The following is a 6,871-nucleotide window of genomic DNA, read 5'->3' on the forward strand; positions in this document are numbered from 1 at the left end:
TGTCGGCCGGTGACGTCCGGCACCGGTGCCGGACGTCACCACCCGGGCTACGGGGCCGCTTCCTGGTGCTCCAGTGTCCCCGTCCGGTCCCCGGGCTCGCCGGGCGGGCGCACGTGACGCATCCGGCGCGCCACGAGCGCCGCCGCCGCGACGGCCGCGGCCGTGCCGAGCGCCGCCATGAACGCCGGGTCGGTGCGTACACCTGCGGGCAGTTGCTGGGCGAGGACGAAGGTTCCCATCGCGACGACGAACCAGCCGAACGCCTTGCGCAGCACGTCGGCGGGGATGCGCCCGGCGAGCCGGGCGCCGAGGAGGCTCCCTGCCGCGGCGGCGAGCGTGACGGCCACGGCGAGCTCCCAGTCGACGCTGACGCTGGAGAGGTAGCCGGCGAACCCGGCGAAGGACTTCATGGCGATGACGACCAGCGAGGTGCCGACCGCGACCGGCATGGCCAGGCCGCCGAGGAGCGCGAGGGCGGGCACGACGAGGAAGCCTCCGCCGGCGCCGACGAGACCGGTGACGAGCCCGACCACGACCCCGTCGACGACGACCCGCAGCAGGGGCAGCTCGTGCGGGACCGGCTCGCCGGCGGCGCCGCGCCGGCCGCGGATCATCGCGGCGGCGGTGGCCAGCATCATCAGCGCGAACCCGGCGAGCAGGACACCGGCGGGGACGTACGCGGCCACGCGGCCGCCGGTGTAGGCACCGGCCATCCCGGCCAGGCCGAAGATGAGGCCGGTGCGCCAGCGGACCCGACCGGCGCGCAGGTGGGGAATGACGGCGACGGCGCTGGTGGCGCCGACGACGAGCAGGGAGGTGGCGATGGCCTCCTTGGCGGGCAGCCCGGCGACGTAGACGAGCAGGGGGACGGCCAGGATGGACCCGCCGCCGCCGAGCAGGCCGAGGCTGACGCCGATGGCGCCGGCCAGCGCGACGGTCAGCACCAGCGCGGTCACGGCCGCCCACCGGCCTCCGCGGCGCCGCGGAGCTGCCCGACGACGGTGTCCAGGTCGCAGGCCGCACCCCGGTTGTACGGCAGCCGGGACAGCAGCAGGCCCATCGCGCAGGTGTTGGTGAGCGCGGCGACGGTGAGCCCCGCACCCATCGCGGCGGCGACCCACTGCGCGCCGGGCACCGCCACCGAGAGCAGGACGCTGGCGAGGACGACCCCGCCGGCGACGAGGCGCACCTGCCGTTCGAGGTCCCAGCGAGGGCTGCCGTGGTTGACCGGCGCGCCGGCGGCCTGCCAGGCGACGATCCCGCCGCCGAGGATCTTCAGGTTCGGCAGCCCGGCCCGGCCGAGGGTCTGCCGGGCCTGGTCGGCCCGGGCGCCGGAGCGGCAGACGAGCACGACCTCCTCGTCGAGGTGCGCGAGAAGCTCGGTGCGGTGCTCCCGCAGCAGGTCGAGCGGGACGTTGTAGGCGCCCGGGATGTGACCGGTCTGGAACTCGCCGGGGGTCCGCACGTCGAGTATCCGCGGCGCGGCGCCGGCGTCGAGCATGCGACGCAGGGTGGGCACGTCGAGGGTGGCGGGACGGCTGGGGTCGGTTGTGCTCATGGCTCCTCATCGGGGCAGGTCGGGATCACGGGCGCACGCCGGCGCCCGTCCGGTGGGGCGCGGTGTCAGCGCTCGGCCATGGACGGCTCGCGCGTCGCGGTGGCGACGGGCAGTCCGGCGGCGGCGGCACGGTCGAACGCGTCGTCGACGGCGACGACCCGGTGGCCGGCCGCGGCGAGGATCGAGGCACCGATCGACGCCCGGTAGCCGCCGGCGCAGTGCACCCAGACCTCGCCGTCGGGCACCTCGCCGAGACGGTCGAGCAGTTGGTGCAGCGGTACGTGGACGGCACCGTCGATCCGTGCCGCGGCGACCTCGAGGTCGCGGCGGATGTCCAGCACGCTGACCGGCCGGTGGTGCCGGACCTGGGCGAGGTCGGCGAACGTGGCCCTGGCGAACGAGGCCAGCGGTCCGGCGCTCCAGCCGGCGGGCGCCCCGGTGGCGTGGGCCGCCGGCCGGTCGATGCCGATGCGGACGAGCTCGCGCTGCGCCTCGGCGACCTGCTCGGCGGTCTCGGCGAGCAGGGTGAGCGGGGTCCCCCAGGGGATGAGCCAGCCGAGGTACGTGGCGAAGCTGCCGTCGAGGCCGAAGTTCAGCGTGCCCGCGACGTGGCCGGCGGCGAACGCGACCCGGTTGCGCAGGTCGACGACCCACTCGCCGGCGGCGAGGCGGGCGCGCAACTGCCCGGCGTCGGCGCGTTGCGGCGTGGTGAGGTCCGGCTCGCCGGGGCCGGCGGCGTTGCGCGGGCCCATGTGCGCGTAGTACGCGGGCCAGGCGTCCAGGCCGGCCAGGACCTCGTCGACGAACGTCTGCTCATCGCTGAGGAGCACCGGGTTGACCCGCTTCTCATGGCCGATCGTGGACGCGGTGGCGTCGCTCTGCGTGGCCGAGCAGAAGCTGCCGAACCCGTGGCTCGGGTACAGCGCGGCGGTGTCGGGCACGACGCCGGCGAGGCGCCGCGCGGAGGCGTACTGGTGCCGGACGAGGTCGTGGGTGTGGGCGGGCCCGAGCAGGTCGGGCCGGCCGACGGAGCCGTACAGCAGCGCGCCGCCGGAGAACACCGCCACCGGTTCGCCGTGCTCGCGCAGGGCATAGGACAGGTGGGTGAAGGTGTGCCCGGGGGTGGCGAGCACCTCCACGGTCATCGACCCGCCGACGGCGACAACGTCCCCGTCGCGGACTGGGACACGGTCGAAGGCGACCGGGTCGTCGGCGTTGACGTGGTACGCGGCGCCGGTGCGCGCGGCGAGCGCGAAGCCGCCGGTGACGTAGTCGTTGTGGATGTGGGTCTCGAACACGTGGGTGATCACCACGCCCTCGGCGGCGGCGAGGTCCAGGACCCGGTCGATGTCGCGCTGCGGGTCGACCACGAACGCGACCCGCCCGTCGTGGACGAGGTAGCTGCGGTCGCCGAGGGTCGCGGTGTCGATCGGCAGGATGTGCGGCACGGGATCGTTCCTTTCGGACAGCCGGCCCGGACGTCGCCCGGAGCGCGGCGGGTCCGGGGCGCGGCGCGGTCGCGCTCTGGTCCTCTGCCACCGCTTACGCCCCGGAAACCTCCGGTTACGCCCCGGAAACCTCCGGTTTGGATACCCCCTGGGGTATACGCCAACCATAACGCGGCCGGTGGCGGCGTCAACGGGCCCGGGCGCGGCATATCTCACACACCCCCGGGGGTATCCGGCTCCGGCTGGCGGCTACCCGGCGGGCACCGACCGGCGCGGCCCAGCCGGGGTCTCCACCGGGGGCTCAGCTGAAGCCTCGGCCGGGATGAGGCTGAACGCGTCCTCTTCCTCCTGGGCGTTGTGCAGCCGGAGCACTGCGTACAGCCCGTACAGCACCCGCCGCACGTCGACGACGTCCTCTGGCTGGGCGGTGTCGGCCAGGTCCTCCAGGCTCCGGCGGAGCCGGCTGACCTGGTGCTCGATCTCGGCGTGGGTCCGGCTGAGCGCACCGGCGGCCCCGGTCCCGCCCAGCGCCCGGCTCATGATCGGCAACAGCTGCGCCTCCTCGGCCCGTTCGTGCGGCAGCAGCTCGCTCTGCAGCCTGGCCAGCAGCGCCTGTACGGGTTCCAGCTGGTACGGCGGATCCAGCAGGTCGTCGGCCACCGTCCGGACCTGCTCCACCAGGTCCCGCACGCCGCGGTGCTCGGTGTACAGACGGCGCGCCACCGCGACGTCCGCCGGGCGCATCGCGACCGTGTGCAGGCGTACCGGCAGCAGCGCGGTCAGCGCGATGCCGATCGCGGCGACGTCGATGCCTTCCTGGAGCACCGCACCGACCGCCGGAGGCAGATAGCCGGCGGCCGCGACCACCATCGCCACGGCGCACGCACCCATACCGGCGCCGACCGCCGCCGCGGCGACCTTGCGGCACCGGCGGGCGATGAGGATCGCGTCGGCGAGCGCGTCGATCCGGTCCACGGTGAGCACCACGTCGGCGGCCTCGGCCGACGCCGTCGCCCCGCGCGCCGCGAGCGCGACCCCCACCCCGGCGGCGGCCAGGGCCGGAGCGTCGTTGATGCCGTCACCGACCATGACCGTCGGTCCGTGCCGTTGCTCGGCATGCACCAGCGCCACCTTGTCCGCCGGGTCGCACTCCGCGTGGACCGCGTCGACGCCCACCACGCGACCCACCGCCTCGGCGGTCTCGGCGCGGTCACCGGTGACCAGCACGACCCGGGCGATGCCGGCGCCGCGCAACGCGCGCACCATCCGTGGCGACTGCGGCCGCACCGGATCCTCCAGCAGCAGCACGCCGGCCGGTGCGCCGTCCACCGCGACGAACACCGCCAGCGACCCGTCCAGGGCCGCCCGCCGGCGGGCGTGCCGCACCCACCCCGGCGCCTGCCCGGTGACGATCCAACCCGGCTTGCCCAGCCGGACCTGCCGGCCGTCGACGACCCCTTCGACCCCGTAGCCGTGCACCTCACGCACCTGGTCGGGAGCGCCGGCCCGCAGGCCGCGGTCGTGGGCCGCGCTCACGATCGCCCCGGCCAGCACATGGGCGGACGCCGTCTCCAGGCCGGCCGCGAGGCGCAGCACCTCGTCGGCGTCCATCCCGCCGGGCGGGGTCACCACGTCCGTCAGGGCCGGCCTGCCGCCGGTCAGCGTGCCGGTCTTGTCGAACAGCAGCACCTTCCCGGTCGCGAGCCGCTCCAGCGCGCCGCCGCCCTTGACGATCACCCCGCCGCGCGCCGCCCGGGACAACCCCGACATGATCGCGATCGGTGCGGCCAGCAGCAGCGGGCACGGCGTCGCCACCACCAGCACCGCCACCGCCCGCGTGGGGTCCCCGGCCAGCATCCACGCGGCCACGGCCAGCAGCAGCGTCACCGGCACGAACGCGACGGCGACGCGGTCGGCGACCCGCACGAACGGGGCGCTGCCGGCCTGTGCCTGCTCGACCAGCCGCACCACGCCCGCGTAGGTCGACGCCTCCGCCGTGGTGGTGGCCACCAGCCCGACCGGTGCCTCGGTGTTGACGACCCCGCTGCGCACGTCGTCGCCGGCCCGGCGGGTCACCGGCAGCGGTTCACCCGTCAACGCGGACTCGTCCAGCACCGCCTCGTCCAGCAACCGGCCGTCGACCGGGACGATCTCACCCGAGCCCACCAGCAGCCGGTCACCGACCGCCACCCGGCCGACGGGCACCTCGAGCACCCCGTCCGGGGTCTGCAGCCGCGCCGTGCGCGGTGCCCGCGCCACCAGCGCGTGCAGCTCCCGCCGCGCCCGCGCCGCGGCGCGCGCCTCCAGCAGCGCGCCGCTGGCCAGCATCACCGCGATCACCGCGCCGGCGAAGGCCTCACCGACCGCCAGGGAGCCGGCCAGCGCCAGCCACGCGATCACGTCCACGCTCGGCCGGCGGTCGCGTACCGCGGCCACCAGCGAGCCCGTCGAGTACAGCAACCCGGTCAACGTTGCGGCCGTCCAGACCGCCGTCGCGATGCCGGCGCGGCCGGCCGTCCAGCCGAGGACGCCGGCCACCGTCAGCAGCCCGGTCGCTACGAACAGCACCTGTTCCCGCCGCTGCCACCACCACACCGCACGGCCCTCCCTCCATCAGCGCCGTCCCGGCCGGCCGGGTGCCGCGTCCGCGGATGCGGGCACGACGGCACCGCCGGGGGGTCACTTCCCAGGCTGCGCTGCCTTGAGCCGTACAGCCAGAGCCGGACGACCCGTGTGCGCCGGGCACGGAGGTGCCGGGTGACTCGGTGCGCCGTGCCGGGCGGCCGCCGCGCCTACTGCGCCATCACGGAGTACAGGAAGCCGACGATGACCAGGATGCCGATCACCCCGATGAGGATCATCGCCCCTGAGCCCGGCACCCCGGCTGAGTCGTCGTCCCTGTTGTCGTTGTTGTCGCTGTCGTCGAGTGGCATGCGTGCTCCCGATGCTGTCGGCGCCGCACGACACCGGGCCGGGTCGACGGGTCGACCGGCGGGCGGCAGCGCATCCGTGTGCGGCGAAAGGGGTCCGGTCGGCGCAGGACCGGCGAGGGCGGCGGTTCGCTGTCTCACACGGTGCAGCGGGGCGGGGCGCGCCCGGCGATCGGCGACACCCACCAGCGCCGCCGGAGCCGCTCGGCCCGCCGCGGCGTCCGGCCGCGCCGCGCCGGGATCGGCAGGTCGGGCGGGCCGGCGGTGACGGCCGGCCGGACCCCGTCGAGCCAGCGCCACCAGAGCAGCCCGACGCCGGCGCCGACGCACATGTGCACGGCGATCCCGGTGAGCAGCAGCAGCGGTGACGAGGGCCGCAACGCCTCGCCGCACGGCACCCGGTCGATGACGACGAAGGCGAGGATCGACAGCGCGCTCGCCCACATGACGGCCGCACGGGTGGCGCCGCGGCGCCCGGCCGCGGCGACGGCGGCCGCCAGTGAGACCAGGACCAGGCAGCCGGCCAGCACCGCGGACGCCGCGAGCCGGTCGTGGATGTGCGGCACACCGGCGGCCATGCCGTGCGCGGCGTCGTGGGTGTGCGCGAGCAACCGGCCGGCCAGCACGTGGGCGCCGAAGCAACCGAGCACACCGGCGATCAGTGCCGGTGCCGCGTGCAGGCACCGGACGCCGGCGCGGACGTGCCCGCTGATCGCCGTCACCCGTCGTCCTTCACCTTGGCCCACCCGTCGAGCGCACATCGTAACCGGTACCTGACGGACCTGCGACGCCCGAAAACCCGGGCCTCCCTGTGGAGGCCCGGGTTTCGTGGTGGTGTGTTCGTTCAGGCGTCGACGAGTTCCTTGGCGGTGTCCGGGACCGCGAAGCCCTTGCTGCCCGGGGTCGCCGCGGCGTGGATCAGACCGGCCGCGCCC

General features: G+C 75.7%; 6 protein-coding genes. All 6 read right to left on the reverse strand.

Annotated elements, in window-relative coordinates; genetic code table 11:
- Positions 1 to 47: 47 nt before the first annotated feature.
- Positions 48 to 956 (reverse strand): sulfite exporter TauE/SafE family protein, encoded by a 909-nt coding sequence (locus AB0H83_RS27325; protein ID WP_360099272.1) that lies wholly within the window; start codon positions 954 to 956, stop codon positions 48 to 50.
- Positions 953 to 1,558 carry a rhodanese-like domain-containing protein gene (locus AB0H83_RS27330; protein WP_360099274.1) on the reverse strand — a complete coding sequence of 202 codons (606 nt, stop codon included), beginning with the start codon at positions 1,556 to 1,558 and terminating at the stop codon, positions 953 to 955. Before AB0H83_RS27330 ends, AB0H83_RS27325 begins: the two co-directional genes overlap by 4 nt.
- A 65-nt stretch (positions 1,559 to 1,623) precedes the next feature.
- Complete coding sequence (locus tag AB0H83_RS27335; protein ID WP_360099276.1) at positions 1,624 to 3,006, reverse strand: MBL fold metallo-hydrolase; 1,383 nt, start codon at positions 3,004 to 3,006, stop codon at positions 1,624 to 1,626.
- Between the two features lie 249 nt (positions 3,007 to 3,255).
- Complete coding sequence (locus AB0H83_RS27340) at positions 3,256 to 5,601, reverse strand: heavy metal translocating P-type ATPase (RefSeq protein ID WP_360099278.1); 2,346 nt, start codon at positions 5,599 to 5,601, stop codon at positions 3,256 to 3,258.
- Positions 5,602 to 5,798: 197 nt separating this feature from the next.
- Positions 5,799 to 5,939 carry a hypothetical protein gene (locus tag AB0H83_RS27345; protein ID WP_360099280.1) on the reverse strand — a complete coding sequence of 47 codons (141 nt, stop codon included), beginning with the start codon at positions 5,937 to 5,939 and terminating at the stop codon, positions 5,799 to 5,801.
- A 134-nt stretch (positions 5,940 to 6,073) separates the two neighbouring features.
- Complete coding sequence (locus AB0H83_RS27350; RefSeq protein WP_360099282.1) at positions 6,074 to 6,658, reverse strand: hypothetical protein; 585 nt, start codon at positions 6,656 to 6,658, stop codon at positions 6,074 to 6,076.
- Positions 6,659 to 6,871: the final 213 nt, after the last annotated feature.

The sequence above is a fragment of the Dactylosporangium sp. NPDC050688 genome, from assembly GCF_040654515.1.
Taxonomy (GTDB): Bacteria; Actinomycetota; Actinomycetes; order Mycobacteriales; family Micromonosporaceae; genus Dactylosporangium.